Source organism: Pseudomonas sp. Irchel s3h14 (assembly GCF_900187425.1).
Classification (GTDB): domain Bacteria; phylum Pseudomonadota; class Gammaproteobacteria; order Pseudomonadales; family Pseudomonadaceae; genus Aquipseudomonas.
The window spans coordinates 66,259-92,221 of sequence record NZ_FYDJ01000014.1 but is presented as its reverse complement, the minus strand read 5'-3'; the positions used below and the strand labels follow the sequence as shown (position 1 = coordinate 92,221).

Genomic DNA, 25,963 nt, shown 5'->3' with positions numbered 1-25,963 from the left:
CAGCACTCTTGAGCCCGGAGAACACCATGGCCTCTCATGCGATGAAAATCACCCTGGAACGTATCGCCCTTTTCCAATTCACCCCCGCGCATAGCGTTCAGGCCCGAGCGATGCTGGGTTGGAGTGTGGAGGAACTGTCTCGGGAATCCGGGGTTTCGGTGGACGCTATCCAGCGATTTGAGGATGAACGCGACGTGCTAGATGTTACGCGGCTGGCGCTGGCTTATCGGTTTGAATCGGAGGGGTTGGTGTTCTTCCCGGGGTTTGCGCCGGGTCGAGGGATGAATGTGAAAGGGTCGACGCCTGATCCGGTGGGGCGGGCGGATTATGCGATGGTTGAGTGAGGAGTCAGCGAATGAGTGAAGTCAATGGAAGCGACAGCTGTGTTTATGAGGCGCTGGGATATCCCGATGCGGGTGAGATGCGGGCCAAATCTGAATACGTTATGAAGATTGGCATATTTCTCGAAACCGGTCGGCTGAGTAAGACTGAGGCGGCACAAAAGCTCGGACTGTCTCAGGAGGAGCTGAATGAAATGCTCCGCGGAAAATTTCGCGATTTGACCGTGGCAAAGATCTCGGAATATCTAAACCTGCTACAGGATGAACGCAGCTAGTTTAGATGTGAACCTCGGGCCGCTCCCGCGGGTCGGCCCGGCAGCACGTTATCAAGCGTTCTGAGGTTCCACCTGATCGCCAACGTTTTCCATCTCCGACCACCAGGCTCCACCCCGTTGCGGATACATCATATTGAACGCCTGACCCATCTGCGGCGTGGTAATCGAAACATTCCGCTCCCAGGCCAACGCCAGAATCCGGTCGAAGGGCTCGAACCAGGCGTGCATCGACAAATCGAAGGTGCCGTTGTGAATCGGCAGTAACCAGCGGCCTTTAAGGTCGATGTGTGCTTGCAGGGTTTGCTCCGGCTGCATGTGAACATGAGGCCACTCGACGTTGTAGGCACCGGTTTCCATGAGTGTCAGGTCGAATGGGCCGTACTGTTCGCCGATGCGTTTGAAGCCGTCGAAATAACCACTGTCGCCGCTGAAGAAGATCCGCGTGTCGCCGTCGATCATCACCCACGAGGCCCACAGCGTGCTGTTGCCATCAAACAGACCTCGACCAGAAAAATGTTGCGATGGCGTGGCGATGAACTGAATACCGTCGACCTCAGTACCTTGCCACCAGTCCAGTTGACGGACCTTACTGGCGTCGATGCCCCACTTGATCAGGGTGTCACCGACACCCAGCGGTGTGAGGAAGTACTTGGCCTTGTCCGCCAGTTTGAGCACCGCTTGATAATCGAGGTGGTCGTAGTGATCGTGGGACAGGATCACCGCTTCGATCGGCGGTAACTCTTCAAGGCTGATCGGTGGCTGGTGAAAACGCTTGGGGCCGGCCCATTGCACCGGTGAGGCGCGCTCGGCGAAGACCGGGTCGGTGATCCAGAATTTGTCCCGCAGTTTCAGCAGTACGGTGGAATGGCCGAGGCGGTAAACGCTGTGATTGGGGGCGGCGATCAAGGCTGCCTGAGTCAGGGTTTGCACCGGGACAGGCACCGTCGGGCGGGTGTTACGCGGTTTGTGGAAGATCATGTTCCACATGATGCGCACCATTTTGCGAAAGCCTTCACGTTGCACGGGCGCATGGTTTCGGAAGTGCCCTTCTGCCTGACGGGATGCTTCAGGCGTGGAGGCGTTGTCCGCAGGGGAAGTTGAAGTGGCCATGACTGAATGACTCCAGGAAAACCACATGATTCGCGGTTTTCCGCTTGGGACGATAAATGGCCAAGGCACGCACGCATCAGCCGGAGATCTATTGTTCACTGCGCAGGATTAACAAAACATTACACTGCACAGTGTAGTTTCTAGGTTGCATCAAACCCGATCACAAGTAAACTGCCAAGTGTAATTCTCACTTTTTCCTGCCGAAGCGTACTTATGACAGCTCCACAGCGCCTCACCGACCGAAAACGCGAAGCCATCATTCAGGCGGCGATTGCCGAATTCCGTGCCAACGGTTTCGACATCACCAGCATGGACAAGATCGCTGCCACCGCCGGCGTGTCGAAGCGCACGGTGTACAACCACTTCCCCAGCAAGGAAGAGTTGTTCGCCGAAATCCTCAATCAATTGTGGGCGCGGGTGATGTCAGAACAGGAAACGCCCTACCACCCTGACCTGCCGCTGCGCGATCAGATGCGCCGGATGTTGATGGCGAAATTGCAGATGCTGGGCGATGACAATTTTCTCGACCTGGCGCGGGTAGCCATCGCCGCCACCATCCATTCCCCCGAGCGCGCCCAGAACATGGTCGCCCGAATGGGTGAGCGCGAAGAAGGCCTGACCGTGTGGATCCGCGCCGCTCAGGCCGATGGCCGTTTGAAACCGGTCGCCCCCGAATTCGCTGCACAACAGATTCAGGGAATGCTCAAATCCTTTGCGTTCTGGCCACAGATTTCCATGGGCCTGCCCGGCCTGTCAGCCGAGATGCAAACCACTGTTGTGGAGTCGGCGCTGGACATGTTTCTGGCCTGCTATCAGCTCTAAATCGAGTTGCAATAAATGACAATGTCCGCCGCTTTAGTGGTGATCAATAGCGCGGAATAAAACTCCGCAATGTGTTTCAGAATGAAACTGGCGCTGGGGCTATAGTGAGCCTCAGTCCCAGCGCCATGCAGAGAGCACCATGACCACCACGACTTCCGACACTCAACCCGCCCTCCCCGTCGACCATCTGCGTTTTCATCGCGCCCATGCACACTTGGCGCCTACCTTTGGCAACGACAAGTTTGCCCTGCGTGCCGAGGCCTTCGCGCGGTTCTTCGGCACGCCGACCTTTCTCGGTGCGCAGACGCTGATCGTGGTGTTATGGGTTTGCCTCAATCTGTTTGGCGTGGCGCACTTCGATCTCTACCCGTTCATCCTGCTCAACCTGGCGTTCAGCCTGCAATCGGCGTATGCCGCGCCGTTGATTCTGCTGGCCCAGACCCGTCAGGCGGCGCGGGATAAAGCCCAGTCCGACGCCGACGCCCTGCACCGCGAAACCCTGGCCGTCGCCAACAGTGAACGTCAGGCGCAAGCGGCGCAGAACACCGCGCAACTGCTGGAGTTGCTCGAACAAAACACCCGGCTCACCGAAATGACCAAGGCCCTCACCGAACGCATCGAAAGCCTGACGTCGGAAATGCATCAGCACTTCGTGCGCAAAGATCAGCCGAAGGTTTAGCGCTCGCTCAAGGCAATCGAAGCGCCCGTCCCAACTCATCGAACAACGTCACCACCGAGCGCAAGGCGCGGCAGTCCGGGCGGGTCAGCAACCAGAGCGCCGTGTCGTAACCGTGTAACGGCTCACTTAACGGTTGCAGCCCTTCACCGATGAGGAAGTCCGGCAATGCCGCGACACCGAGCCCGGCCCGCACCAGCTCAGTCACCGACAACATGCTGTTGCAGCGATAACCCGGTGTGACGCCGGGCAACTGCTGACGGCGCCACGCGACGGTGGGGTGATCGGGAAGGAAGTCGTCCGGGGCGATCCAGGTCAGCGAAGCCAAATCTTCGGAATCGACCGATTTCAGATACGTCTCACTGGCACAGACTCGATAGGAAACCTGGGCCAATCGCCGGCCGACCAAGTGCTCGGGCGGTGTGCGGGTCAGGCGCAAGGCGATATCGGCATCCCGGCGGCTGAGGTTGGCGAAGTCGTTGGAGGTACTCAGCTCGATGGTCAGCGCCGGGTAGCAGGGCATGAACTTCGCGAGCGCTGGCAACAGCAAACCTTGTAGGACCGAATCGGTGCAGGTCAGGCGCACGGTGCCGCTGATGACTTCACCGCCCTGCTCCACGCCAATGCGCGCCGCCTCCAGCGCCTGTTCGGCCCGCTCAGCCTGCTCGGCCAGGGTTTGCGCCAAGGTGGTGGGTAAATAGCCGGCGCGGCTTTTTTCGAACAGTTGCTGGCCCAGCGCGGCTTCCAGTCGGCGCACGGCGCGAAATACGGTCGAAACGTCGACCTTCAACAGCGTCGACGCCCGGGCCAGAGAGCCGCCGCGCACCAGCGCGAGGATCAGGGACAGGTCGGGGTAATCCAGTCGATAGTGCGTCGGTGCATTGATCAATTGGGATAACGCCAATATTGAGTGCGTGAACGCCAATCTATAGTGGGTGCCAGGAATCAACAAGCGTGGAGCGCACTCATGGAAACCCGCCCAATCCGCATCGCCCTGATCGGCGATTACGACCCGCATGTCACCGCTCACCAAGCCATTCCCGTCGCCCTCGGCATGGCCGCTGAACAGGCGGGCACAGACGTGCAGTTCCAGTGGTTGGCCACCGACCGCATCAGCGCCGATGCGCCATTGGCTGATTTCGACGGTTTCTGGTGCGTGCCCGCCAGCCCTTACCGCGATAGGGACGGTGCGTTGCGAGCGATTCGTTTTGCCCGTGAACAGCAACGGCCGTTCCTTGGCACCTGCGGCGGCTTTCAACACGCCGTACTCGAATACGCCCGAAATGTTCTGGGCTGGGAAGATGCCGAACACGGCGAGACATCGCCCGATGCGGCGCGAGCGCTGCTCACGCCACTGACCTGCTCGCTGGTGGAGGCCGTCGACAGCATTCATCTGGTGGAAGGCTCGTTGATCGCCCAGGCGTACGAAAGCGCTGATATTGTCGAAGGATATCGCTGCCGCTACGGCGTTAATCCAGCGTTCGAACGTGAGTTGTTGAGCCAACAGCTGTGCGCCGTTGGACACGACTCAACCGGCGACTTGCGGGCGGTGGAACTCAAAGGGCATCCGTTCTTCGTCGCGACGCTGTTCCAACCTGAACGCGCAGCACTCAAGGGCAAGCTGCCGCCGCTGGTCCGTGCGTTGATCGCAGCCTGCAAGAGGCAGAAGTCATGATCGCCAAGACTCCGCCAGCGCCTTACTACGCGGTGATTTTTACCTCCCTGCGTACCGACGGTGATCACGGTTACGAGCAGGCCGCCACGCGCATGGTCGAACTGGCCCGTGAGCAACCTGGTTTTCTGGGTGTGGAATCGGCTCGGGGTGAAGACGGGCTCGGGATTACGGTGTCCTACTGGGCCAGCGAAGCGGCGATTCTGGCGTGGAAACATCATCCCGAGCACAGTGAGATTCGCGAACGCGGGCGGTCGACCTGGTATTCGTCTTGCCATACGCGGGTGTGCAAGGTTGAGCGGGCGTATGCGTTTAAGCAGTAAATGATGCGGCGCTCTTCCGGCCGCCTTCGCGAGCAAGCCCGCTCCCACATGGGTTATGTGTCGATCACAAGACCAATGTGGGAGATTCTATGTTGCAGAACCACCACAGCCACCGCAACAGCTCTTCACCAGACTGCGAACCGCCGAAATCTCCGGCACTTCCCGCCGATTCATGTACACCCGCAACGGCTCGGTGATGTTGATCCGGTCATCGATGTTCTGATCCAGCAGCAACTGAATCAATTCACGCTTGAGCGTCATGGCCTGCGCGGAACCTGGGGCCCAGACGAATTCGCTGGTGGGAATAATGCCGTCGTCAGCCACGTCCATGCCGAAAGAGTCTTCGCTGAAACGAACAATGTACTGGCCGGTCTTGCGATTGAGGCCGACGAAGCCTTTGAGTTGGTCGGCGGCCTGGCAGATGAGTTCGGAAGTGATGCGCATGATAAACCTCACAAAAGGTCGTAAAGGACCGGTGATCGATGGTTTACACGCAGGGCAAGCGAATGGGCGTTCCCTCTGCCGGGGTAACTGCCGGGGCCAAGAGTACTGCAAAGAAGCGCACAAAAGCGCTGAAAAAATCAGCTTTAAACACGTTTATGTCGGTCTGGCGATAGCGCAAGCGGCGCTCAGTTGTTAAAAGATACGTCTTTGAAAATCTGCGAAAGGACCTCGACCATGCCTGTTACCTTCACCAAGAGCGCCCTGTTGCTGAGTCTGATGCTGGGCCTCGGCCAGGCACAGGCCACCAGCGAACCAAGCCCCACCGCATTGGCAACCCGCACGGGCATCCCGCATCCGGCCGTGATCGCTCACCGTGGCGCGTCCTTCGATGCACCGGAATCCACCGCCGCGGCCTACAAACTGGCCCGCGATCTGGGTGTCGACTACCTGGAAATGGACGTGCAACGCAGCAAGGATGGCGTGCTGTTCGCCCTGCACGACGACAACCTGCAACGCACCACCGACGTCGCCAGCAAATTCCCTGAGCGCAAGGACCGCCCGGCCAACGAGTTCACTATCGCCGAGCTGAAAACCCTCGATGCCGGGAGCTGGTTCAACACCGCCTACCCGGATCGCGCGCGTCCTGCGTACGCGGGTCTGAAAGTCCTGACCCTAGACGAAATCATCGACATTGCCCAAGGCAATCCGCTGCACAAACCCGGTCTGTACATCGAAACCAAAGAGCCGAAACAGTTTCCCGGGATCGAGCGCGACCTCAAGGAAAAACTTCAGGATCGCGGCTGGTTGAGCCCGGCAGGTTCGAAACTGGCGAAGAGCAATCTGGCGGTTGGCCAGGGCAAAGGTAAAGTCGTGCTGCAAACCTTCGAGAAGAGCAGCCTCGAACTGCTTGAGAAGGAAATGCCGAAAGTGCCGAAAATCCTCCTGCTGTGGGTCGGTGAAGGCAGTATTGAACCGAAATCCAAGGTGACGTTTGCCGAGTCCGGCGACAAGGACAAAGCCACTTACTACGCCAAACAGCAACCGAAAGACAAAGCCGAATTCCAACAATGGGTCGAATACGCCAAAGCCCAGGGCGCGATCGGCACCGGCCCATCTGCCGCACTGACCAAGGGTGGCGATCAGAGTTACTCGGACCTGGTGCAACCGTGGATGAACCAGTACACCCACGATCAGGGCTTGTTGGTGCACGTCTACACCATCGACGATGCCGTGGATTACCAGAAAGTCATGGACGCCGGCGTCGACGGCATCTTCACCAACCGCGCCAGCGAACTGCTCAAGTTCTACAAACGCCCGGCGGCGGCCAGTGTTGCTCAATTGCTGCAGAACAACGGTTACTGATGAACGTGGGAACGATTTATACCCAGTCGCGTTCGGAGAATTAAGGGTGGATTAAGTTGCTCCGGTTAACCTGATCCCACTTAAACAGATCACCCAAGGATAGAACCTCATGAAAACCCTGACTGCCCTGTTCACTGCCGCTGCCCTGACCCTCACCGCTGGCCTGGCCCAGGCCGATGTCCGCGTCGACCAGATCCCTGAGCTGGTCAAAAGTGGCAAGATCAAGCCATTGGAAGAAATGAACCAGGCTGCGCTGAAACTGCATCCGGGTGCGACCATCACCGACACGGATCTGGACAACCATTTCAACAACTATGAATACGAAGTCGAACTGAAAGCCGCTGATGGAAAAGAGTGGGACGTGGATTTCGATGCCGCAACCGGCAAAGTACTGAGCGACAAACAAGACACCTGATGCACAAACACCAAGCCGCACGATCTTCGGATCGTGCGGCTTTTTTGCACGTCAAATTCAAGCAATCAAATCGCACCAACGCAGCATCAGCCCGCTAGAATCCCACCACACTGTTCATGCAGGGATAGATTGAAATGGGGCAAGCAGCGGCAGCAGATATCGCCACGATCGGTCGGATCAGTGCGGTGCCGGCGATTCTTCAAGTGATCCGTGAACTGACCGGCCTGCGCTTCGCCGCTGTGGCCCGGGTCACCGAAGATTCGTGGACAGCGTGTGCGGTGCTCGATCAGCTGAATTTCGGTTTGCAGGTCGGCGGTGAGCTGGATCTTGTCACGACCCTGTGCCACGAAATTCGTCAGGCGCCTCATTCGGTGGTCATCGACAAGGCCAGTGAAGACCCGCTTTACCGCGATCACCACACCCCTCGCCTCTATCAGTTCGAAAGCTACATATCCGTGCCGATTTTCCGCACCGACGGACGCTTTTTCGGCACCCTCTGCGCCCTTGATCCCAACCCTGCGCCCCTCAAATCCAGCACGATCCAGAGCACCATGGAATCCTTCGCCCGGATGCTGGCGCTGCAGATCGAAGCCGAAGAAAACCTGCAAAAGACCGAAGCAGCGTTGAGGCAGGAACGGGAAACCGCCGAACTGCGCGAACAGTTCATCGCCGTGCTCGGGCATGATCTGCGCAACCCTTTATTCGCCATCAGCGCCGGTGCCGAAATGCTCTTGCGCAAACTACCCGATCCGGCGAATCAGCAACGAGCCCGGCACATCCTCACCAGCGCCCGTCGTGCGACCAAACTGGTCGATGACGTTCTGGATTTCGCTCGCGGCTCTTTGGGCCGCGGCATTCCCGTGAACATCGAGCCGTGCCCGGATCTCGAGGATGCCTTGCGGCATGTGATTTCAGAGGTTCAGAGTGTCCATCCCGACCGCACCATTCAATCGTCCATCGGCGACTTGCACAGCGTTCATTGCGATCGCGAGCGGGTCGCGCAGTTACTCTCCAATCTGGTGGCGAATGCGGTTGCTCACGGAGATCCCGACGGCCCGATTGATATCAGCGCGCAGATCAATGAAGGACAGTTCGTGCTGAGCGTGAACAATCAGGGGCTGATTGCCGAGGATGCGCTGCCACATCTGTTCCGGCCCTACTCGCGACCGGCCAGCGCAACACCGCAGACCGGCCTCGGGTTGGGGTTGTACATTGCCAGTCAGATTGCGCAGTCCCATGGCGGAAAACTGGACGTGGTCTCGACCGGGCAACAGGGCACGACGTTTACTTTCAGCTTGCCGGTGTGATCTGCCAGGCTCGAATCACTTGACCATAATGATCAACGGCTTGGAGCGCCAGATTCGGTCGTCTCTGACAACCTCATAAAAGGTAGTCACCAAACCCGGGGTGATGAAGGTTTCCTTCACATAGAAATGCACAGGGTTTACTTCTTCAATCACGGTGATCTTATGCATAAAAACTGTTTCAGTGCCTGCGTTGGTGATCCATACCACTTCAAGATGATCCCCTTCGCTCAAACCCTGTTCGCCAGGGACAAACGCCCGCAGACCGGGAGCCGAGAGTAAAGACACCTCACCCTCATACTCCTGACCTTCGACCGGCGTCATGCTCGGGATCGTCAGTTTTTCCAACACTTCAAGCGTAGACATGGGAACACTCCTTATCGGGATAATCGCGCCATTGCGCTGACCCGATCATCAAGCCGTCAGGAATGCGTCCCGTCTACTGTCAGAAATAACAGGTACCCTCTAAATCAACGGGTTTGAAAGATCGAATCCGACCAGCGGTCATGCCTACTGAACGGGATATCAGGCCGAAGTGCTGACCAGAGAGGTGTCGCTGGACGCCTCAGCGGTTGCCGTGACTGAGATCGACTGTGTACCGACTTGGTAAGCAAACCGGTACACAGCCATTCCCGTTACGCGCTTAAACGCGCCGTCACTTCATTCAACTGCCCCGACAACCCGTGCAGGTTGTGGCTGGCCGCTTCCGTGCGCTGCACGTTGTCCAGATTGGTGCTGGCGATGCTGGTGATTTCGGTGAGGTTGCGCGAGATGTCTTCGGCCACCGACGTCTGCTCTTCCGCGGCGGTGGCGATCTGGCGGTTCATGTCGCGGATGGCTTCCACGGCAAGGGTGATGCGCTCCAGCATGGCGCCGGCCTGAGTCACTTGCTCGACACTTTCCTCACTGCGCGACTGACCGCTTTCAATCGCCTGAGCGGCGTCCACCGCACCGGTTTGCACCGTTTGAATGATCTGGTTGATCTCGATGATCGACGCCGCCGTGCGCTGGGCCAGGCTGCGGACTTCATCGGCCACCACCGCAAAACCGCGCCCGGCTTCACCGGCGCGGGCTGCTTCAATGGCGGCGTTGAGCGCCAGCAGATTGGTCTGCTCGGCGATGCCGCGAATCACTTCCAGCACCTTGCCGATGCGCCCGCTGTCGGTTTCCAGACGACGGATGACCGTGGCGGTATTGGCGATTTCGCCGCGCATTTGGGTGATGGTGTGAATGGTGCCCTGCATGACCTTTTCGCCCTGCTGGGCGGACTGGTCGGCATCGTCAGCGGCACGTGCCGCATCGGCTGCGTGACGCGCGACTTCTTGCGCGGTAGCGGACATTTCGTTCATTGCCGTGGCCACCTGATCGGTGCGGTTGAACTGCTCGTTGGTGCCGCTGGCCATCAGCGTGGCGATGGAATTCAGCTCACCGCTGGCACTGTCCAGATCCGAGGCGCTGCGCTGCAAACGGTTGAAGGTTTCGGCAAGAAAATCGCGCAGGGTATTGGCGGCCATCGCCAGTTTGCCCAGCTCGTCCTGACGGGTGCTGGCCACGCGTTCGGCGAAACGACCCTGGCTGAGTTGCGCCACGTACTCGATCAGTTTGCGAATCGGCTCGACCAGGTTGCGGTTGACCAGCCACAGGCTCAGCAACCCGATCAACAGACCCGAGGCGAGCATCACAATGATCCCCAGCAACACGGTGCGGTCAGCGTCGGCGCTGATCAGCTTCGATTGTTCGGCACCCTGCTTGCGCAGTTCGCTGACCAACTCACTCATCTGATCGCTGGTCGCGCGGTCCACTCCTTTGACCGCCGTGTCGCCAGCCGTTGGGTCGGCGCCTGCCGCCACGTAGGCGTCACGGCCCTTCTGATAGGCCGCGCCCAACAGACGATGTTCGTCCCGCAGGCGTTCGATGCGAGTCTTGAGTGACGGCTCGATACCCTTCTGCCCGGCCAGTTCACCGAGGATGCCCTGCACGTCGCGCTGGCGGCCTTCGAATTGCTTCCAGTATTTGTCCAGGTCCGCAGGCTGCTTGCCGCGTAGCAGAACGTTTTTCCACTCCTGTACCTGCACTTTGAATTGCAGGTTGGCTTCATCGATCAGTTGCGAGGTGTGCAGTGGGCCTTCGATCAGATTCGCGTAGTTCTGAACACCGCTGGACAGAAAATGAAAGCAGGCCAGGGCGATCAACAGCATCGCGAACAGACTGCCGCTCAGCAGGGCGAGAATTTGCGCTCTCAAGGACTTTTGCAAAAACATCGGAAGGTACTCATGACAGGAATGAGGCACGCCGGGTGAGGCGTGATAGAAGTCCGGACATCCCTGTCTGCGACCTTGGCTGATGGCGAAGGCGCGCAACTTAACCTAAGCGTAATCGGCGTGCCAGAGCGGTTCTTTAATCAATTCCGACCGTCGGCAGTGCCACTATTTCGCCTTCACTGCTCTGTCACAAAACCGTCAAAACTCCTTGCGATGATGCGGCTCAAGTGAACCTGTGAAACCCGCCGTAACGCGACCTGTAGCAGCTGGCGAAGCCTGCGTTCGGCTGCGAAGCAGTCGTGAAATCAGACGATGCGGTGTTTCAGAAAAACCTCGCACTCAGGTTTTACGACTGCTGCGCAGCCGAACGCAGCCTCGCAAGCTCGACAGCTGCTACAGAGCCGAACGCAGGCTTCGCCAGCTGCTACACAAAGCGACCGACAGCGCTTCCTTCAGTGAGACTTCATGAACCACAGCATCGACCAAAGCCATCGCGACACGGACCTGTTCGGTCTGCTGTACGGTTTCAGTTTTCGCCCCGGTGAGCGCGGCCGGGAGCTCGATTCGGCCAAGGCGTTGCAGTGCCTGCAACAACCCGGCGACAACGACGAATTTCTCTGGCTGCACCTCAACCTGGCTCATGCGGCGTGCGAGCGCTGGATGAAAAGCCATCTGGAATTGCCCGACGAATTTTTCGAAGCGCTGCATGAAGGTTCGCGTTCGACGCGCATCGAGCATGTGGATTCGGCGTTGCTGGCGGTGGTCAACGACGTGGTGTTCAACCTCAGCAGCATGGTTTCTTCAGATGTTTCGACGCTGTGGGTTTGCGCCCGCAGTCGGCTGATCGTCAGCGCGCGGCTGCAACCGCTGCACTCGGTGGACAAGCTGCGCTCGTCGGTGAAGGCCGGTGAATGCTTTCGCTCGCCGCTGGAATTGCTGGTGCATCTGCTGCGCGATCAGGGCGAAGTGCTGACCCAGATCGTGCGCAAGACCAGCCTCAGTGTCGATCAGATCGAAGATGAGTTGCTGTCCTCGCGGCTGTCGACCAACCGGGCTGAGCTGGGTGCCAACCGACGGGTGCTGGTGCGCCTGCAACGCTTGTTGGCGCTGGAGCCGGGCTCGTTGCTGCGCCTGCTTAATCGCCCGCCGCAGTGGTTGCAGAAGGAGGATGTGAAGGAATTGCGCAAGTCCACCGAGGAGTTCGCGTTGATCATCAACGACCTCACGGCGCTAGGCGAACGGATCAAGCTGTTGCAGGAAGAAATCGCCGCCAACCTCAACGAACAGAGCAACCGCACGCTGTTCACCCTGACCGTGGTCACGGTGCTGGCCTTGCCTATCAACATCATCGCCGGTTTCTTTGGGATGAACGTCGGTGGGGTGCCGCTTTCCGGCGACCCGGAGGGGTTCTGGATTCTGGTGGCATTGGTCGCGACGTTTACCGTGATCGCCGGGCGTTGGGCGTTTCGCAAGCGCCAGGATTATTGAACCTTTCCCGCCGATCGTTCCCACGCTCTGCGTGGGAATGCCGCCCCGGACGCTCTGCGTCCAGCGTTGACGCGGAGCGTCAATGGATGCATTCCCACGCGGAGCGTGGGAACGATCACGGTGGGGGGATTCGGATTAACGGATTAGCAAAAACCCCAAACACTGATCCAGGGCAGTCTCTCTGTAATATTCAGCAACGATCATGGGCGACACTCCTTCTCCCCTCAGGATTGTCCGTCATGGCTACTCCTTCCTTCACCGCCGCCCAGGCGCCCACCAGTAGCGCAAAGCCGCAACTCGATCAAAAGCCCGGCCTGCTGACCATCGTGATTTTCTTCGCTGTGTTGGGCAGCGGGCTGTTGTTCACCGCCTACAGCCTGATGCACGACATGAACGAACTCGGCACCGTGGTGACCACCTGGACGCCGTTTCTGCTGCTGGGCGTGGCGCTGTTGATTGCCCTCGGCTTTGAGTTCGTCAACGGTTTCCACGACACCGCCAACGCCGTAGCCACGGTGATTTACACCAATTCCTTGCCGCCGAATTTCGCGGTGGCCTGGTCCGGGTTCTTCAACTTCCTCGGGGTGCTGCTGTCCAGCGGCGCGGTGGCGTTCGGCATCATCGCCCTGCTGCCGGTGGAGCTGATTTTGCAAGTCGGTTCCTCTGCTGGTTTCGCCATGATCTTCGCCCTGTTGATCGCCGCGATCCTGTGGAACCTCGGCACATGGTGGCTGGGCTTGCCGGCGTCTTCGTCGCATACCCTGATCGGCTCGATCATCGGGGTTGGCGTCGCAAATGCCCTGATGCACGGCCGCGACGGCACCAGCGGTGTGGACTGGGCGCAGGCAACCAAAGTCGGTTACGCGCTGTTGCTGTCGCCGCTGATCGGCTTCGTGTTTGCCGCGCTGTTGCTGTTGGCCTTGCGTGCTTTCGTGAAGAATCGTGCGCTGTACAAAGCACCGAAGGGCGACACTCCGCCACCGTGGTGGATTCGCGGCATGTTGATCCTGACTTGCACCGGCGTGTCCTTCGCCCACGGTTCCAACGATGGCCAGAAAGGCATGGGCCTGATCATGCTGATTCTGGTCGGCACCCTGCCGATGGCTTACGCGCTGAACCGCACCATGCCGGCGGACCAGGCGCTGCAATTTGCCGCCGTGGCCGAAGTCACCCAGCAAGCGCTGGTCAAAAGTTCGCCGCTGCCGGCGCCCGCCGACCCTCGCGCGGTGCTGTCCGAATACATGCGCAGCAAGGAAGCCTCACCACAACTGATCCCTGCCCTCGCCGCGTTGACCGGCAATATCGGGAACGAAGTGAAGGGCTACGGCTCGCTCTCAAAAGTCCCGGCCGAGGCCATGGGCAACGTGCGTAACGACATGTACCTGACCAGCGAAACCATTCGCCTGATGGACAAAAACAAAGTCGGCAACTTCGACGCCGACACCAACGGCAAGCTGCAACTGTTCAAGCAGCAGATCGACAACGCCACGCGGTTCATTCCGCTGTGGGTGAAAATCGCGGTGGCCATCGCCCTGGGCCTGGGCACGATGGTCGGCTGGAAACGTATCGTGGTGACGGTCGGCGAGAAGATCGGCAAGACCCACCTGACGTATGCGCAAGGCGCCTCGGCGGAAACCGTCGCGATGCTGACCATCGGCGCGGCGGACATGTTCGGCCTGCCGGTCTCAACCACGCACGTATTGTCTTCGGGAGTGGCCGGCACGATGGTCGCCAACGGCGGCGGCTTGCAGATGAAGACTATCCGCAACCTGCTGATGGCCTGGGTGTTGACCTTGCCGGCGGCGATTCTGTTATCGGGCAGTTTGTATTGGCTCTTCACCAAACTCTTCTGATTAACAAATGACCTGTAGGAGCAAGGCTTGCCCGCGATGCAGACGCCGCGGTTTACAAGTTGAAACCGCGTTATCGTTCATCGCGGGCAAGCCTTGCTCCTACAGGTGCGATCAAGTGGTGGACTGGATCACCTGCCCCAACCTGCAGCGCGTAGAAGCATCGGGCGGGATGTTTTTGTAAGTAAACCCGTCAAAGATCTTTGCTTTTATCCCGAGACGGTCTGGCGCATCACCACCCGCTCCCGTACCACGTCATACGTCCAGTGGTAGACGTAGGTATACGGCAGGAAAAACAGCAGCACGCCGATATCCAGCACGAACGCTTGCCACAGGCTGACCTTCAGCCACCAGGCAATCAACGGCACACCCACCGCGACCAGACCGCCTTCGAACAACAGCGCATGGACAACACGCACCCACGCGCTGTGCACGAGGTTGTAGTGTTTGAGTGCACGGTCGAACAATCCGTTGAAGACCACGTTCCAGCCCAGGGCAAGTGCCGCGATAGCCATGGTCACGACGCCCATGTCGAGCATCGGTTTGTCCATGATCCAGGCCAGCAACGGGGTACAGATCAGGATGGCCAGCAATTCGAAACCGATGGCCTGGAAAATACGTTCAGTGATGGATTTGTTGGCGCTCATGGCCAGACTCCTCTGAGTGACTGTGGTTGCCATGATCCTTCTTCACACCGATACTTCATAACCAATAACCATCGATCAAGGCGATAGTTCATGGCCTCTCAAGAAGTGTTGCAGGCCTTTGTTCAGGCAGCGACTCAAGGCTCGTTTTCCGCCGCGGCGCGCAAATTGGGCCGCAGTCAGTCGACCATCAGCGCCGCCGTGGCCAGCCTTGAAATCGACTTGAACCTGACTCTGTTCGACCGCAGCAGCCGCAAACCGAGCCTGACCCCGGCCGGGCACGTGATGCTGCAACGGGCCGAGGACATTCTGGCCGCCACCAGCCGACTGGAAATGACCGCCAGCCAACTGTCCCAAGGGGTCGAGCCGAAGCTGACCGTGGCGATTTCCGACACTTATCAGTCCGACCGATTCGAAGCGGCGCTCAGCGCCTTCGAGCAGCGTTATCCGGACCTGGAACTTGAATGCCTGATCGCTGAATGCGATGACCTGGTGGCCTTGGTGCAACGGGGTCGGGCGCATGTGGCCTTCGCCGAAAAACAGGACAGTTACCCGCCGGACCTGGTCAGTTCGACCGTGGAAGAACGGACGGAGATTGCCCTGTTCGTGTCCCGCGAGCATCCGTTGGCGGCGCTGAACCACATCGATCAGGACGTGTTGCAACAACACCGGGAGCTGCGTCTGGCGACGATCGTCAATCCGTATGAAAGCCGCGCGAAGGGACGCGTCTGGTCGGCGCCGAGTTATCTGATGCTGCTGGAAATGGCCCAGGGCGGGTTCGGCTGGGCGCCGTTGCCCCGGTGGCTGGTGGAGCGGTTTGGACCAGGGACGTTGCAGGAACTGGACGTGCGCGGCTGGCCGAAACCGGTGTTCGTCGATGCGCTGTGGTCGCGGCTGCATCCACCGGGGCCGGCGGGGAGTTGGTTGCTTGGCAAAATGCTGGAATAGCAGTGCTGCCATTCGCGAGCAAGTCGAATCGTCGCACCGCCGCTCCCACAGTTGACCGAGTTCCTTCAACAGAAATGCGGTCGAATGTGGGAGCGGCGGTGCGACGATTCGACTTGCTCGCGAAGAGGCCCGCAAGATCACATCACTCCAACGCCCGCAACCGGGCCTCGATAAACCGCCGCTCCGGCACTTGCTGCGTCAACTCAAGCGCCCGCTCATAAGCCGCCCGCGCTTCCTCTACCCTTCCCAACTGCCGACAAAACTCCGCCCGCGCCGCGTGCGCCAAGTGGTAATCCAGCAAATCACCCCGCGCCATAATCCCTTCAACCAACGTCAGCCCCGCCAGCGGTCCATCCCGCTTGGAGATCGCCGCCGCACGGTTCAACTCGATCACCGGCGAAGGCGCCGCCCGCAACAGCACGTCATACAGACCCACAATCTCCAACCAGTCCGTTTCCGCCGCCGAGGGCGCTTCGGCATGCGACGCCGCTATCGCCGCTTGCAGGCAATAAGGACCGAATTGCCGAGTCGTCAGCGCCCGCTCTACCAACGCGCAACCTTCTTCGATCATCTCGGTGTCCCACAACGAACGGTCCTGCTCATCCAGCACGATCAACTCCCCGCTCGCCGACGTCCGGGCCGGGCGTCGAGACTCGTGCAACAGCATCAGCGCCAGCAGCCCCATCACCTCGGGTTCCGGCAGCAGTTCCATCAACAAACGACCGAGTCGAATCGCCTCGCGGGTCAAATCCTCACGGGTCAGTTCCGCCCCCATGGACGCGGAATAGCCTTCGTTGAACACCAGGTAAATCACCCGCAGCACGCTGTCCAGGCGCTCGGGCAATTCCGCCAGGGTCGGCACCTGATAAGGAATTTTCGCGTCACGGATTTTCGCCTTGGCACGCACGATGCGCTGGGCGATGGTCGCTGGCGCCGACAGAAAGGCTCGGGCGATTTCTTCCGTGGTCAGGTCGCAGACTTCGCGCAGCGTCAACGGCACTTGGGCGTCCGCCGCGAGTGCCGGGTGACAACAGGTGAAGATCAGGCGCAAGCGATCGTCTTCCACGTCTTCGTCACTCCAGTCGGCCTGCTCCAGCGCCTCCAGTTGAGCGATCAACATCGGTTGCGACGCGATGAAGCGTGCGCGCCGACGCAACACATCGATGGCCTTGAAGCGCCCCGTGGACACGAGCCAGGTACGCGGATTGTCCGGCACGCCGTCACGCTGCCAGCGCTCGACCGCGACGAAAAACGCCTCGTGCAAGGCTTCTTCGGCGAGGTCGAAATCGCCAAGCAAACGGATCAGGGTCGCCAGAATCCGCCGTGACTCTTCGCGGTAAACCTGCTCGACCCGCGCCCGTACCGACTCGGTCGACATCAGGCGCCGGGATTCAACTGACGAACGGGACGCACCTCGACACAGCCGACCCGCGCCGCCGGAATATTGCCGGCGACCTGGATGGCTTCATTGAGGTCTTTGGCATCGATCAGGTAAAAGCCGGCCAATTGCTCCTTGGTTTCGGCGAACGGGCCGTCGGTGATCGACATTTTCCCGTTGCGCATGCGCACGGTCGTCGCGGTCTGCACCGATTCCAGCGCCTCGGCGGCGACCATTCGGCCGCTGCCCTGGATCGCCTCGGCGTAGGCCATGCATTCAGCGTCATTCGGGCTTTCGGGCAGCGAGTGCAACTCGTGCTCGTTGCTGTAGACCAGGCATAAATACTTCATGGGGCTCTCCTGAATCGAACGGATCAACTATGGCTGCTGATTGGCGCTTTCGCGACATTCCCGACGAATCGGCCTGACGCTCAGGGTTCCAGGTTGAACAGCACCGTGCCGCTCATCATGTCGAACGGTGCCGACCAGTGTTCGTGGACGATGCGCCATTGCCCATCGTCGCGCCGATAGCAGGCGGTCACGCGCATCCAGCAGGCCTGGGTTTCGCCCTTCTCGTTGGTGCCGCCGCAATGGGCCAGCCAATGGGCGAAGGCGATGTGCTCGTCTGCCACGATATTCATATGGTCGAAATCAAACTTGTGCGCGCCCTGGCACATTTCCATGCATTCCTGCCAATGCGCGCGGTAGGCGGCCTTGCCTCGAAATTGCAGGGCCTTGACCGCGTCGTAGGAGACGATGTCCTCGGCATACAGGGGCATGAGTTTCTCGACATCCTTGGCGATGACCGCCTGACGATAGGTATCGATCAGGGTCTGGATTTCGTGGGTAGCGTTCATGGTGGTTCTCCGTGGTTTTTGTTGTGAAGACACCCTTAGTCGTCTGGCGAAAAGCCAAATCGACAGTCCAAATAAAAATAATCCATGGACGCAAACTCGTTAGAATCCGAAACACATTTTGTTGGAAAAAGGACACTCCAGTGACAGCCCGACTCGTGCCATACGACAGCCTGAACGCGCTCCAGCGCCAGCAGGTCGAGGCCATTGAAGTTCACAAAGAACAAATCAGGTTCTCCGGCGACATTCACGGTGCGTTGCACACCTTGCTGTCCAAACCCGGCCCCGGCGTCAAAGGATTTGCGCTACTGGTCGAGGAGGTTCCCGTGGCCTTTCTGCTGCTCAAACGCCCGCCCGTATTACCGGCGTGGGCCGATGAACACAGCGCCACCCTTCACGCACTGCAAGTCGATCATCGGGCTCAGGGCAAAGGCTATGGCAAGGCCTGCCTGCAAGCCCTGCCCGACGTAGCGCGTCAGGCGTTTCCGGAAATAAAGGGGCTGGAGTTGTCGGTGGATGCGGATAACGCATCGGCCATCGCGCTTTACGCAAAGTTCGGCTGGGTCGACAGCGGCGAAGCCTACAGGGGCCGCATCGGTTACGAACGGCGCATGGGGCTGATTTTCTGAGGTGGTTATGCTCAACAGCATCGAAGAACTGGAAGCCCTCTACGGCCAGCCCCACGACCGCGCCGTGCGCAAGCAGATCCCTTTTCTGAACGAGGACTATCAGGCGATGGTCCGCGCCTCGCCGCTGGTGATCGTCAGCTCGGTGGGGCCTGACGGGATGGACGGTTCGCCACGGGGCGACACGCCGGGTTTCGTGCGAATCATTGATGATCGCACCCTGGCGATCCCCGATCGGCCGGGCAACAACCGTATCGACACGCTGCGTAACGTCGTACTCGACTCGCGGGTATCGCTGCTGTTCATCATTCCCGGGATTGGCGAAACGTTGCGGGTTAACGGAACGGCAAAGATCAGCGCCGAACCTGGGTTGCTGGAGAGCTTTGCGGTGAATGGCAAACCGGCGCGCACGGTGATGCTGGTGACGGTGGAAGCGGCGTACTTCCACTGCTCCAAGGCCATCGTTCGTTCGGATTTATGGAACCCTGAGAAGCACCTCGAACGCTCGGCGCTGCCGACGGCGGGTGCCTTTCACAAGCGGTTGAACGATGGGCAGTTCGATGCCGAGACGTATGACCGGGAAGCGCCGGCCAGAGTGCGCAACAGCCTCTACTGACACAACGTCGAATCAATGTGGGAGCGGGCTTGCTCGCGAATGCGGTGTGTCAGTCACGAATGATGTTGACTGACACACCGCATTCGCGAGCAAGCCCGCTCCCACAGGTGTTCTGCGGTGTTCGAGAGATTGTGGTTACAACTCCAACACCATCTCATGCCACGCCATCCCGCCATGGTCAGACGCTGAAGGCTTGATGTAGGCAAACCCAAGCCCGGCATACAGCGGAATGTGTCGCTCCTTGCACATCAGATGGATGCTGGTCTTGCCCAACGCGCGCATCCGCTCGATGAATTCGCCCATCAACCGTTTCGCCAGCCCCTGCCCCTGATAATCCGGGTGCACCACCACCGACATGATCACCACGTGCGGGCCGGCCGGGTCGTGGCCGATCAGTTCCTTGAACGCCTCGTCCGACATCTCGACCTGAAACGCCGCACCGGAATTGATGAAACCGGCTACGACGCCGTCGGCTTCAGCCACGATGAAACCTTCGGGCCAGGTGGCAATGCGCGTGGCGATTTTTTCGCGGGTGGCGGCTTCGTCGCCTTCGTAGGCAACGGTTTCGATGGCGTAGCAGCGGTCCAGATCAGCAGGCAGGACGTTTCGGATGACAGGGTTCGACGAGTTCATGGCGCAGCGCAGACCTTGGGGCAAGTGAGATGACAGGATAACGCTCGCCGATTCTAGCAATACTTGCTTGCTCTCGAACGCCCGATAACCACCTCTCGTATGAAGTGCATAGGGTTCAAGGACAGCGCCGTAAAGCTTTCATATAACCGCTACCCAAGGCCCCGGGTTCGTATTATTTATCTGTGCCTCGACGATTAATGACGCCCAGCCACGGCAGGTTGAGCGCTCCTCGTCCCACCCACAGGACTTTGATCATGAGCACGACTCAAATCGGCCTACTCGTGTTGTTCAGCATTTCTTCGTTCGGTTTCATCACGCTGTACATCGACTTCCTGCACGAGCGCCGGATCAAGAAAGACAAGTGAGCGACACACGGCCAGGCGCTGCAGCCAGCGCCCGCCGTGCTTTACAGCCCCACCAGGCGATAACCTACCTGCAATTCGGTGATGAAATGCTGCGGCTGGGCCGCATCGGCCTCCAGTTTTTGCCGCAAGTGCGCCATGTGCACCCGCAGATAGTGAGCACGATCGACGTAATCCAGGCCCCACACTTCCAACAGTAGCTGGCGATGGGTCATGACCCGGCCTTGTCCGCGAATCAGCGCGCAAAGCAAGCGATACTCGATGGGTGTCAGATGGACCGATTGGCCCTCGCGCCGGACCTCGTGCGTGGCCAGATCCACTTCGATCATGCCAAATGTTACCTTGCTGGTGACCGCGGCGGTCCCGCTCTGCACATGCCGACGTAACTGGGCGCGAATACGCGCGAGTAACTCGGGCACGCCGAAGGGCTTGACCAGATAATCGTCCGCCCCCGCATCCAGTGCCGCCACTTTTTCCTCTTCACGATCACGGGCCGACAGCACCAGAATCGGCACCGTCATCCAGCCCCGCAACTCACTGATCAATTGTTTGCCGTCACCGTCGGGCAAGCCCAGATCGACAATCACCAGATCCGGTTGACGGCTGGCGGCGTGGATCAGGGCGCGTTTGACGTTGTCGGCCTCGAACACCTGAAAACCTTCGTCCTGCAGCGCGATACCGACGAAACGGCGGATGTTGGCCTCGTCCTCGACAATGAGGATGCGTGCACTGGTCATAGCGATTCCATGGAAGGCGGATGACCCGCCGGTAGAGTAATGACAAAGCGGATGCCCGAGATGGCCTGAGGCTGAGCCTCGATCGTTGCGCCATGGGCCTGGACAATCCGTTTTGCCAACGCCAGCCCAAGGCCGATGCCGGCAACGGCCGACTCCTGCTGACCCCGGGTGAACGGTTCGAACAAGCTCTGAGGCGTGCTGCCCTGAGGACAACCGGGACCGGCGTCGATCACCTCCAGCACAATGCTGTCCTCCTCTTGCCGAGCCACAACCTGCACCAGCGTTCCGGCCGGGGTGTACTTGGCAGCGTTGTCCAGCAGGTTGACCAGCACGCGCTCGATCAACAGCGCATCGACTTCCACCAACGGCAACAGCGGCGACAGGGCGGTGCGCACCACATGCCGCGCCAATGGCTCGCGCAGTTGACGCAAAGCACTGCCGACAATTTCCTCCAGTGAGTGCCATTGCCGGTTGAGGCGCACACCGCGTTCCTGCATTCGGGCCATGTCCAACAGGTTTTCGATCAACCGCTGCATGGAGCTGGCCTGATCGCGAATACCACCCAGCAACTGGGTCAGCGGTCCGGGCGGCGCATGGGGCGCTGCTGCGTCTGCCGCGCCGATTATGGTGGTCAGCGGCGTGCGCAGGTCATGAGAGATCGCGGCCAGCAGGGTATTGCGCATGCGCTCGCCCTCCATCTGCACCAGGGTGCTTTGCGCCACTTCGACGAAATGCACCCGTTCCAGCGCTATCGCCAGTTGGCTCATGCAGGCCTCGAGCAAGCGCTGCTCTTCAGGCCCGTTCAACCGCTCGGGCTCAGCCAGCGCGAGCACCAACACTCCACGCACGCGCATTGGCGCCTTCAACGGCAAATACCGGCCCTGAGCGGCGGCCAGCGTATCGGTGCCCTGGCCGGCGGGTTGGCCATGGTCGTAAACCCATTGAGCAATGTTTTCATCGATCGCAAATGCACCCGCGCCACGAGCGTGGACACTGTCGGCGGCGTCCGGCAGTGTCAGCCCGACCCGCGCTTCAAATACGCCGCTGAAGGTGCGTAGCGCCACCTCCGTGATCTGCTCCACCGTCAGCGCCGCCGACAAGTCGCGAGCCAACCTGGCCAACGAAGTCGCGCGCCGTTCACGGCTGGCAGCGGTGCGGGCTTCATGACGCAAGCGTGCCGTGAGCTGCCCGGTGATCAACGCAATACCCAGCATCAGGGCGAAGGTAAAGAAGTACTGGGTGTCGTTGACCGTAAACGACCAGCGTGGCTGGACGAAGAAGAAATCAAAACACAGCACCGCCAGCATCGCCGCCCAGACACCCGGCCCTCGCCCAAAGCGCAAGGCGACCAGCACCACCGTGAGCAAAAACAGCATGACCACGTTGGCCAGGTCAAACACCTGCAACAGCAACGCGGCCACCGCCGTGGCGGCAAAACAGGCCAGGCTGGCCCACAGATAAGCCGGAACCCTGCTGGGCGGCAGCGCTGTATCTGTATTCACCGCCACCGCAACCACGATAGGCAGTGGGCCATGGGCGATGACAATCTGATCGATCTCGGGATGGCGACGGCTGATGCGGTCACTGACCGACTGGTGCCAAAACTGCCAGACCTTGCGCGGGAAATGCCCGAGCACCAGCCGGTTGGCGTTGTGCTCACGAGCAAACGCCACCAAAGCCTCGGCCACGTCCATGCCCGACAGCGTGGCCGTGTCGGCACCGAATTCGGCGGCCAGTGCCAAGGTCTTCATGGCGGCGGCATAGCGGTGCGCACCCGCGCCACGTCGCTGCACCGAAGGCACATGAACGACAATCCAGTCCGCCTCAAGCTTTTGTGCCAGACGCGCCGCTTCACGAACCAGACGTTCATCCGAAGGGTGCCCTGCCACGCCAACCAGTAAACGCTCGCGCGCGGGCCAAAGGGAGTTGATGGACCGCTCGCGGCGATAGTCGCGCATCTGTGCATCGACGCGATCAGCGGTACGCCGCAACGCCAGCTCGCGCAAGGCCAGCAAGTTGCCCTTGCGAAAGAAATGCCGGGACGCGCGCTCGGCCTGGGGCGGCAGGTAGACCTTGCCTTCCTTGAGACGGCGCAGCAGGTCATCGGGTGGCAGGTCGATCACCACCACTTCATGGGCACCGTCGAACAGATGGTCGGGCACGGTCTCGCGCACCCGGATGCCGATGATCCCGCTGACGATATCGTTGAGACTTTCCAGGTGCTGGACATTGAGGGTGGTCCAGACGTCGATGCCGGCGCGCAGCAGTTCCTCGACATCCTGCCAGCGCTTGGGGTGACGCGAACCGGGAACATTGCTGTGGGCCAGTTCATCCACCAGCAGCACCGCCGGACGCCGTGCCAGCGCGGCATCCAGATCGAACTCGCTGAGGGCACACTCGCGATGCATCACGTTATAACGCGGCAGCAACTCCAGGCCAGCGAGCAGTTCGGCGGTTTCCCGGCGGCCATGGGTTTCTATCACGCCAGCCACCAGGTCACGGCCCAGGGTCACTTCGCGTTGGGCCGCGGTGAGCATCGCGCAGGTTTTCCCCACCCCGGCGTTGGAACCGAAATAGATGCGCAGTTTCCCACGCAGGGCGGCCTGTTCGTCCTGTTGCAGCTTCTCCAACAGCGCGTCGGGATCAGGGCGGCCGTCTCGTGAAGCGGTGAACGTATCAATAACGGGCATGGCAATCCTTTTGAACTGCACGGCGCCATACACGGCGCCGTGCAGTCAGTCCTTTCAAACCAGGCCGAGCCCGGCCAACAGCATGTCGATCACCTTGATCCCCGCGAACGGCACCAGCACGCCACCCAGGCCATAGATCAGCAGGTTGCGATTGAGCAACGCCGCCGCGCCGATGGCTCGGTAAGTCACGCCCTTGAGCGCTAGCGGGATCAGAAACACGATGATCAGGGCATTGAAGATCACTGCGCTGAGAATCGCCGAGTTCGGGCTGCTCAGGTGCATCACGTTCAGTGCGCCCAGTTGCGGGTAGGTCGCGACGAATGCGGCCGGTACGATAGCAAAATACTTGGCCACATCGTTGGCCACGCTGAAGGTGGTCAACGCGCCGCGCGTCATGAGCATCTGTTTGCCGACTTCCACCACCTCGATCAGCTTGGTCGGGTTGCTGTCCAGATCGACCATGTTGCCCGCTTCCTTGGCGGCCTGAGTACCACTGTTCATGGCCACCGCCACGTCTGCCTGAGCCAGTGCCGGCGCATCGTTGGTGCCGTCTCCGGTCATGGCCACCAGCTTGCCCTGGGCCTGGTAGTCGCGGATCAGTTGCAGCTTGTCTTCCGGCCGAGCCTCGGCGAGAAAATCGTCAACCCCGGCTTCCACGGCAATCGCTGCCGCCGTCAGGCGGTTGTCGCCGGTGATCATGACTGTCTTGATCCCCATGCGCCGCAGTTCGGCAAAGCGCTCCTTGATGCCACCCTTGACCACGTCCTTGAGCTCCACCACGCCCAAGGCCTGTTGGCCATCGCATACGACCAGCGGTGTGCTGCCACGACGCGAGACTTCATCGACCCTGGCCTGCAACGCGGACGGGAAGCTGCCGCCCAGCGCCTCGATGTGCAGACGAATGGCATCTGCCGCACCTTTGCGGATGCTCCGGCCACCGGCCAGATCGACGCCGCTCATGCGGGTTTGCGCGGTGAAATGCACGAAGCTCGCACCCAGGGCATTGAGGTCCCGCGCCCGCAGGTCGAACTTCTGCTTGGCAAGCACCACGATACTGCGCCCCTCCGGCGTTTCGTCGGCTAGCGAGGCCAGTTGCGCAGCGTCGGCCAGTTCCGACTCCTTAACCCCGGGCGCCGGCAGGAAAATGCTGGCCTGGCGGTTACCTAGCGTGATGGTGCCGGTCTTGTCCAGCAGCAGGACGTCAACGTCGCCCGCCGCTTCCACGGCTCGCCCGGAGGTGGCAATGACGTTGGCCGACATCATCCGGCTCATGCCCGCCACACCGATCGCCGACAACAGACCGCCAATGGTCGTGGGGATCAGGCAAACCAGCAGCGCCACCAGTACCGTTGCGCTGACCACGTCGCCTCCGCTCATGGCCACCGCAAACATCGAGGATGGACCCAGGGTCACGATCACCAGCAGAAACAAAAATGTCAGGCCCACCAGCAGAATGTTCAGCGCCACCTCGTTGGGAGTCTTCTGGCGTTTCGCGGATTCGACCATGGAAATCATGCGATCCAGAAATGACTCGCCCGGGTTGACACTGATGCGCACCACCAGCCAGTCCGACAGCACTTTTGTCCCACCGGTTACCGATGAAAAGTCGCCGCCCGCCTCGCGAATCACCGGTGCCGATTCTCCGGTAATCGCGCTTTCATCAACCGACGCCACGCCTTCGATCACCACGCCATCGAGGGGCACAAGATCGCCAGCCTCGATCAACACCACATTGTCCTTGAGCAGTTCGCCGGAAGGCATCGGCATCCAGGCGGAGCCATGCCGGGGTTGCTTCAACAGCTTGGCCAGGGTCTGGCGCTTCATCCCGCGCAAGCTGGCCGCCTGGGCCCGACTGCGCCCCTCGGCCAGGGCTTCGGCGAAGTTGGCGAACAGCACCGTGAACCACAACCACAACGTGATGCTGAGAATGAAGCCACTGGGGGCTTCACCCTTGCCGCCCAGTGATTGAAACCACAACAGCGTGGTGAGAATGCTGCCCAGGTACACCACAAACATCACCGGGTTCTTCCACTGCGCCTGGGGCAGCAACTTCTTGAAGGCATCCAGGCACGCCGTGAGCAACAACCCACGGTCGAACAAAGGCAAACGAGCTTGCTTACTCATGGTTGTTTC

Annotated in this window: 27 protein-coding genes; 14 read left to right on the top strand and 13 right to left on the bottom strand. The window is 60.1% G+C overall.

All coding sequences use genetic code 11. From position 1 onward, the window contains the following. Nucleotides 1-26: 26 nt before the first annotated feature. Together CKW16_RS23180 and CKW16_RS23175 are read left to right on the top strand one after the other, a co-directional pair. Nucleotides 27-344 carry a helix-turn-helix transcriptional regulator gene (locus CKW16_RS23180; RefSeq protein ID WP_046045462.1) on the top strand — a complete coding sequence of 106 codons (318 nt, stop codon included), beginning with the start codon at nt 27-29 and terminating at the stop codon, nt 342-344. Between the two features lie 11 nt (nt 345-355). Further along, nucleotides 356-616 (top strand): XRE family transcriptional regulator, encoded by a 261-nt coding sequence (locus tag CKW16_RS23175; RefSeq protein WP_080932525.1) that lies wholly within the window; start codon nt 356-358, stop codon nt 614-616. Between the two features lie 51 nt (nt 617-667). Here CKW16_RS23175 and CKW16_RS23170 read toward each other — a convergent pair whose 3' ends face one another. Beyond that, entirely contained in the window at nt 668-1,726 is a 1,059-nt protein-coding gene (locus CKW16_RS23170; protein WP_095130954.1) for an MBL fold metallo-hydrolase, read from the bottom strand. Nucleotides 1,727-1,939: 213 nt separating this feature from the next. On the opposite strand from CKW16_RS23170, the gene CKW16_RS23165 reads away from it, so the two are divergent. Together CKW16_RS23165 and CKW16_RS23160 are read left to right on the top strand one after the other, a co-directional pair. Further along, nucleotides 1,940-2,548: a TetR/AcrR family transcriptional regulator gene (locus tag CKW16_RS23165; protein ID WP_095130952.1), complete on the top strand. Its 609-nt coding sequence runs from the start codon at nt 1,940-1,942 to the stop codon at nt 2,546-2,548. A 139-nt stretch (nt 2,549-2,687) separates the two neighbouring features. Then, on the top strand, nt 2,688-3,227 hold the full coding sequence (locus CKW16_RS23160) for a DUF1003 domain-containing protein (protein WP_095130950.1): 540 nt from the start codon (nt 2,688-2,690) through the stop codon (nt 3,225-3,227). Between the two features lie 7 nt (nt 3,228-3,234). Here the strand turns inward: CKW16_RS23160 and CKW16_RS23155 are convergent, their stop codons facing one another. Then, nucleotides 3,235-4,176 (bottom strand): LysR family transcriptional regulator, encoded by a 942-nt coding sequence (locus tag CKW16_RS23155; RefSeq protein WP_095131005.1) that lies wholly within the window; start codon nt 4,174-4,176, stop codon nt 3,235-3,237. 15 nt (nt 4,177-4,191) lie between these two features. Here CKW16_RS23155 and CKW16_RS23150 point away from each other — a divergent pair, with 15 nt between their 5' ends. Next, complete coding sequence (locus CKW16_RS23150; protein WP_095130948.1) at nt 4,192-4,899, top strand: CTP synthase; 708 nt, start codon at nt 4,192-4,194, stop codon at nt 4,897-4,899. Further along, nucleotides 4,896-5,219, top strand: a complete 324-nt coding sequence (locus CKW16_RS23145; RefSeq protein ID WP_095130946.1) for an antibiotic biosynthesis monooxygenase — start codon at nt 4,896-4,898, stop codon at nt 5,217-5,219. Before CKW16_RS23150 ends, CKW16_RS23145 begins: the two co-directional genes overlap by 4 nt. 87 nt (nt 5,220-5,306) lie before the next feature. Here CKW16_RS23145 and CKW16_RS23140 read toward each other — a convergent pair whose 3' ends face one another. Further along, nucleotides 5,307-5,663 (bottom strand): DUF2025 family protein, encoded by a 357-nt coding sequence (locus CKW16_RS23140; protein ID WP_095130944.1) that lies wholly within the window; start codon nt 5,661-5,663, stop codon nt 5,307-5,309. Nucleotides 5,664-5,897: 234 nt separating this feature from the next. Between CKW16_RS23140 and CKW16_RS23135 the strand changes: the two genes are divergently transcribed. The 3 genes from CKW16_RS23135 (at nt 5,898) to CKW16_RS23125 (ending at nt 8,747) form a co-directional block, all read left to right on the top strand. Beyond that, the gene (locus tag CKW16_RS23135) at nt 5,898-7,025 is read left to right on the top strand and encodes a glycerophosphodiester phosphodiesterase (protein ID WP_095130941.1); all 1,128 of its coding nucleotides are present in this window, start codon (nt 5,898-5,900) and stop codon (nt 7,023-7,025) included. A 109-nt stretch (nt 7,026-7,134) separates the two neighbouring features. Then, nucleotides 7,135-7,440, top strand: a complete 306-nt coding sequence (locus CKW16_RS23130; RefSeq protein WP_095130939.1) for a PepSY domain-containing protein — start codon at nt 7,135-7,137, stop codon at nt 7,438-7,440. Nucleotides 7,441-7,574: 134 nt separating this feature from the next. After that, a complete protein-coding gene (locus tag CKW16_RS23125) occupies nt 7,575-8,747 on the top strand; it encodes a GAF domain-containing sensor histidine kinase (protein ID WP_095130937.1) in 1,173 nt (390 codons plus the stop codon). A gap of 15 nt (nt 8,748-8,762) precedes the next feature. On the opposite strand, the gene CKW16_RS23120 is transcribed toward CKW16_RS23125, so the two are convergent. Next, nucleotides 8,763-9,110 (bottom strand): hypothetical protein, encoded by a 348-nt coding sequence (locus CKW16_RS23120; RefSeq protein ID WP_095130935.1) that lies wholly within the window; start codon nt 9,108-9,110, stop codon nt 8,763-8,765. A gap of 269 nt (nt 9,111-9,379) precedes the next feature. Further along, nucleotides 9,380-11,005 (bottom strand): methyl-accepting chemotaxis protein, encoded by a 1,626-nt coding sequence (locus CKW16_RS23115; RefSeq protein WP_095130933.1) that lies wholly within the window; start codon nt 11,003-11,005, stop codon nt 9,380-9,382. A 465-nt stretch (nt 11,006-11,470) separates the two neighbouring features. Between CKW16_RS23115 and CKW16_RS23105 the strand changes: the two genes are divergently transcribed. Together CKW16_RS23105 and CKW16_RS23100 are read left to right on the top strand one after the other, a co-directional pair. After that, nucleotides 11,471-12,493 (top strand): transporter, encoded by a 1,023-nt coding sequence (locus CKW16_RS23105; RefSeq protein ID WP_008145929.1) that lies wholly within the window; start codon nt 11,471-11,473, stop codon nt 12,491-12,493. Nucleotides 12,494-12,732: 239 nt separating this feature from the next. Further along, on the top strand, nt 12,733-14,346 hold the full coding sequence (locus CKW16_RS23100) for an inorganic phosphate transporter (protein WP_095130931.1): 1,614 nt from the start codon (nt 12,733-12,735) through the stop codon (nt 14,344-14,346). A 206-nt stretch (nt 14,347-14,552) separates the two neighbouring features. Here the strand turns inward: CKW16_RS23100 and CKW16_RS23095 are convergent, their stop codons facing one another. After that, nucleotides 14,553-14,990, bottom strand: coding sequence for a multidrug/biocide efflux PACE transporter (locus tag CKW16_RS23095; protein WP_095130929.1), 438 nt, complete (start codon nt 14,988-14,990; stop codon nt 14,553-14,555). Nucleotides 14,991-15,080: 90 nt separating this feature from the next. Between CKW16_RS23095 and CKW16_RS23090 the strand changes: the two genes are divergently transcribed. Beyond that, a complete protein-coding gene (locus CKW16_RS23090; protein ID WP_095130927.1) occupies nt 15,081-15,935 on the top strand; it encodes a LysR family transcriptional regulator in 855 nt (284 codons plus the stop codon). A gap of 142 nt (nt 15,936-16,077) precedes the next feature. On the opposite strand, the gene CKW16_RS23085 is transcribed toward CKW16_RS23090, so the two are convergent. From CKW16_RS23085 to CKW16_RS23075, 3 genes are all read right to left on the bottom strand, one after another. Continuing rightward, nucleotides 16,078-17,313: an RNA polymerase sigma factor gene (locus tag CKW16_RS23085; protein WP_095130925.1), complete on the bottom strand. Its 1,236-nt coding sequence runs from the start codon at nt 17,311-17,313 to the stop codon at nt 16,078-16,080. Then, nucleotides 17,313-17,663 (bottom strand): YciI family protein, encoded by a 351-nt coding sequence (locus CKW16_RS23080; RefSeq protein ID WP_008151161.1) that lies wholly within the window; start codon nt 17,661-17,663, stop codon nt 17,313-17,315. The genes CKW16_RS23085 and CKW16_RS23080 overlap by 1 nt, the downstream gene beginning before the upstream one ends. Nucleotides 17,664-17,743: 80 nt before the next feature. Continuing rightward, nucleotides 17,744-18,169 (bottom strand): SgcJ/EcaC family oxidoreductase, encoded by a 426-nt coding sequence (locus tag CKW16_RS23075; RefSeq protein ID WP_008151160.1) that lies wholly within the window; start codon nt 18,167-18,169, stop codon nt 17,744-17,746. A 140-nt stretch (nt 18,170-18,309) separates the two neighbouring features. Here CKW16_RS23075 and CKW16_RS23070 point away from each other — a divergent pair, with 140 nt between their 5' ends. Both CKW16_RS23070 and CKW16_RS23065 read left to right on the top strand, forming a co-directional pair. Beyond that, nucleotides 18,310-18,795: an N-acetyltransferase gene (locus tag CKW16_RS23070; protein WP_095130923.1), complete on the top strand. Its 486-nt coding sequence runs from the start codon at nt 18,310-18,312 to the stop codon at nt 18,793-18,795. Between the two features lie 7 nt (nt 18,796-18,802). Further along, nucleotides 18,803-19,408, top strand: coding sequence for a pyridoxamine 5'-phosphate oxidase family protein (locus tag CKW16_RS23065; RefSeq protein WP_095130921.1), 606 nt, complete (start codon nt 18,803-18,805; stop codon nt 19,406-19,408). Between the two features lie 135 nt (nt 19,409-19,543). Here the strand turns inward: CKW16_RS23065 and CKW16_RS23060 are convergent, their stop codons facing one another. From CKW16_RS23060 to kdpB, 4 genes are all read right to left on the bottom strand, one after another. After that, nucleotides 19,544-20,041, bottom strand: a complete 498-nt coding sequence (locus CKW16_RS23060) for a GNAT family N-acetyltransferase (protein ID WP_095130919.1) — start codon at nt 20,039-20,041, stop codon at nt 19,544-19,546. Nucleotides 20,042-20,447: 406 nt separating this feature from the next. After that, nucleotides 20,448-21,140, bottom strand: coding sequence for a response regulator (locus CKW16_RS23055; protein ID WP_095130917.1), 693 nt, complete (start codon nt 21,138-21,140; stop codon nt 20,448-20,450). Then, nucleotides 21,137-23,830, bottom strand: coding sequence for a sensor histidine kinase KdpD (locus CKW16_RS23050; RefSeq protein ID WP_095130915.1), 2,694 nt, complete (start codon nt 23,828-23,830; stop codon nt 21,137-21,139). Before CKW16_RS23050 ends, CKW16_RS23055 begins: the two co-directional genes overlap by 4 nt. Nucleotides 23,831-23,884: 54 nt before the next feature. Next, nucleotides 23,885-25,954, bottom strand: a complete 2,070-nt coding sequence (gene kdpB / locus CKW16_RS23045; protein WP_095130913.1) for a potassium-transporting ATPase subunit KdpB — start codon at nt 25,952-25,954, stop codon at nt 23,885-23,887. Nucleotides 25,955-25,963: the final 9 nt, after the last annotated feature.

Bases quoted from the DNA above. Each gene is read 5' to 3' on its own strand.
- CKW16_RS23180 (WP_046045462.1), top strand. From the start codon at position 27: ATGGCCTCTCATGCGATGAAAATCACCCTGGAACGTATCGCCCTTTTC.
- CKW16_RS23175 (WP_080932525.1), top strand. From the start codon at position 356: ATGAGTGAAGTCAATGGAAGCGACAGCTGTGTTTATGAGGCGCTGGGA.
- CKW16_RS23170 (WP_095130954.1), bottom strand. From the start codon at position 1,726: ATGGCCACTTCAACTTCCCCTGCGGACAACGCCTCCACGCCTGAAGCA.
- CKW16_RS23165 (WP_095130952.1), top strand. From the start codon at position 1,940: ATGACAGCTCCACAGCGCCTCACCGACCGAAAACGCGAAGCCATCATT.
- CKW16_RS23160 (WP_095130950.1), top strand. From the start codon at position 2,688: ATGACCACCACGACTTCCGACACTCAACCCGCCCTCCCCGTCGACCAT.
- CKW16_RS23150 (WP_095130948.1), top strand. From the start codon at position 4,192: ATGGAAACCCGCCCAATCCGCATCGCCCTGATCGGCGATTACGACCCG.
- CKW16_RS23145 (WP_095130946.1), top strand. From the start codon at position 4,896: ATGATCGCCAAGACTCCGCCAGCGCCTTACTACGCGGTGATTTTTACC.
- CKW16_RS23140 (WP_095130944.1), bottom strand. From the start codon at position 5,663: ATGCGCATCACTTCCGAACTCATCTGCCAGGCCGCCGACCAACTCAAA.
- CKW16_RS23135 (WP_095130941.1), top strand. From the start codon at position 5,898: ATGCCTGTTACCTTCACCAAGAGCGCCCTGTTGCTGAGTCTGATGCTG.
- CKW16_RS23130 (WP_095130939.1), top strand. From the start codon at position 7,135: ATGAAAACCCTGACTGCCCTGTTCACTGCCGCTGCCCTGACCCTCACC.
- CKW16_RS23125 (WP_095130937.1), top strand. From the start codon at position 7,575: ATGGGGCAAGCAGCGGCAGCAGATATCGCCACGATCGGTCGGATCAGT.
- CKW16_RS23120 (WP_095130935.1), bottom strand. From the start codon at position 9,110: ATGTCTACGCTTGAAGTGTTGGAAAAACTGACGATCCCGAGCATGACG.
- CKW16_RS23115 (WP_095130933.1), bottom strand. From the start codon at position 11,005: ATGTTTTTGCAAAAGTCCTTGAGAGCGCAAATTCTCGCCCTGCTGAGC.
- CKW16_RS23105 (WP_008145929.1), top strand. From the start codon at position 11,471: ATGAACCACAGCATCGACCAAAGCCATCGCGACACGGACCTGTTCGGT.
- CKW16_RS23100 (WP_095130931.1), top strand. From the start codon at position 12,733: ATGGCTACTCCTTCCTTCACCGCCGCCCAGGCGCCCACCAGTAGCGCA.
- CKW16_RS23095 (WP_095130929.1), bottom strand. From the start codon at position 14,990: ATGAGCGCCAACAAATCCATCACTGAACGTATTTTCCAGGCCATCGGT.
- CKW16_RS23090 (WP_095130927.1), top strand. From the start codon at position 15,081: ATGGCCTCTCAAGAAGTGTTGCAGGCCTTTGTTCAGGCAGCGACTCAA.
- CKW16_RS23085 (WP_095130925.1), bottom strand. From the start codon at position 17,313: ATGTCGACCGAGTCGGTACGGGCGCGGGTCGAGCAGGTTTACCGCGAA.
- CKW16_RS23080 (WP_008151161.1), bottom strand. From the start codon at position 17,663: ATGAAGTATTTATGCCTGGTCTACAGCAACGAGCACGAGTTGCACTCG.
- CKW16_RS23075 (WP_008151160.1), bottom strand. From the start codon at position 18,169: ATGAACGCTACCCACGAAATCCAGACCCTGATCGATACCTATCGTCAG.
- CKW16_RS23065 (WP_095130921.1), top strand. From the start codon at position 18,803: ATGCTCAACAGCATCGAAGAACTGGAAGCCCTCTACGGCCAGCCCCAC.
- CKW16_RS23060 (WP_095130919.1), bottom strand. From the start codon at position 20,041: ATGAACTCGTCGAACCCTGTCATCCGAAACGTCCTGCCTGCTGATCTG.
- CKW16_RS23055 (WP_095130917.1), bottom strand. From the start codon at position 21,140: ATGACCAGTGCACGCATCCTCATTGTCGAGGACGAGGCCAACATCCGC.
- CKW16_RS23050 (WP_095130915.1), bottom strand. From the start codon at position 23,830: ATGCCCGTTATTGATACGTTCACCGCTTCACGAGACGGCCGCCCTGAT.
- kdpB (WP_095130913.1), bottom strand. From the start codon at position 25,954: ATGAGTAAGCAAGCTCGTTTGCCTTTGTTCGACCGTGGGTTGTTGCTC.